This window comes from Helicobacter sp. UBA3407, from assembly GCF_949747025.1.
Classification (GTDB): Bacteria; Campylobacterota; Campylobacteria; order Campylobacterales; family Helicobacteraceae; genus Helicobacter_D; species Helicobacter_D ganmani.
The window spans coordinates 1-1,277 of sequence record NZ_CATKCB010000115.1 but is presented as its reverse complement, the minus strand read 5'-3'; the positions used below and the strand labels follow the sequence as shown (position 1 = coordinate 1,277).

The following is a 1,277-nucleotide window of genomic DNA, read 5'->3' as shown; positions in this document are numbered from 1 at the left end:
CATTTCTCCTCCTTATTTGAATTTCTCACAAATCCAATATTGCGCATTTGACTCTCAATGAATTGTGGCAAAAAACTATTTAAATCCTTTCTATTGATTGTTTTGCTTGTTATCACATTCTCTTTGTGGCAAAACTCCAAAACAAAAGTATAAATGCTCTTAGAATAGACTTGTAAAAAAATACTTTTATCAATCCCAGCAAAAGTAAATTTTAATTTGTTTTTAAAATCTACTTGCACAATCAATTCATAAGATTCCATAGGAATCTCCATTATTTGCTTTGCCCAAGCAATCCTCTCAAAATACTGCCACACCTCACCACCACTTAATGGCACTTCTAACTTTGCTTTCCAACCTCCATTATATGCGCTCCCACCAAGCTCTAACCAGCAATGATAATAAACCCACCATTGCCCCCAAGCTAACGCACAAAGCTTATTATTCCAAAAGCGATTATGTTGTCCCCACGCGTGAATAATAGAGGATTCTTTGCTTTTTACCCAGCTCACATTTCCATAATATTTGTCCCCTAACTCGTAAATCTTTAGCGGATTTGTCAGCAAATAAAGGCTAAAGAGTGCTTGGTCTCCGAGCTTTGCCTGCGTGAAATAATCCTCACAATGCTCTGCAATGAAGCGATACACAAACGCATACATTTCTACAAGTGCCATAGAACCAAAGACAATAATCCCGGTAGAATAGTTTTTTACTTCTTTAAATTGCGGGGGGCATAATGCACCCATTCCTTGCGACAAGCTCGCACTTCCTCTAAAACAAGCCACATCAAAATCCCCTTGCGCTAACTCCTCAATACCACGCAAAAGTAGCATATCAAAATCCAAATATACGATTTTTTCACACTCACAAAGAAACTTCAAAGCCTCAAACCTCGCATAACTCATATGCGTATAGCGGCTTAGAATAGGATTTGTCTTGTCTATATAGAAGTTAGGATTGTATTTCTTAACCTCTGCACTAAAATCCTCAAAAGTAAAATCAACAAACACGAGTTTTACCCCCCCCCCCCGCGAGATTCTACAATCTCTTGCATAATCCTCTTATCCAAATCGCAAAACCCATCTTGCACGATATAAAAGACATCAATTTGGTTTGGCATTTTGTGCAAAATATTTAATAAAAGCGTCCCAATCGTAAAGGCACTATCTTTTGTTGCCGCCAAAAGAATTCCGAATTTGTATTTTTGCATTCCCTCTCCTTAAATTTATTTTACACTGCTTCTCTATGAACCCTTGCCAATCCACTTTTACTTCGTCCTT

1 protein-coding gene and 1 pseudogene are annotated in these 1,277 nt (G+C 37.7%); both read right to left on the bottom strand.

The annotated features are described in order from the left end of the window. Window positions 1-1,007 (bottom strand): annotated as a pseudogene (locus Q1553_RS03545) (hypothetical protein); the annotation flags it as partial. A gap of 5 nt (window positions 1,008-1,012) precedes the next feature. Further along, window positions 1,013-1,207 carry a hypothetical protein gene (locus Q1553_RS03540; RefSeq protein WP_297600012.1) on the bottom strand — a complete coding sequence of 65 codons (195 nt, stop codon included), beginning with the start codon at window positions 1,205-1,207 and terminating at the stop codon, window positions 1,013-1,015. Window positions 1,208-1,277: the final 70 nt, after the last annotated feature.

Excerpts from the sequence above, each read along its gene's own strand:
- Q1553_RS03540 (WP_297600012.1), bottom strand. The coding sequence starts at position 1,207 with ATGCAAAAATACAAATTCGGAATTCTTTTGGCGGCAACAAAAGATAGT.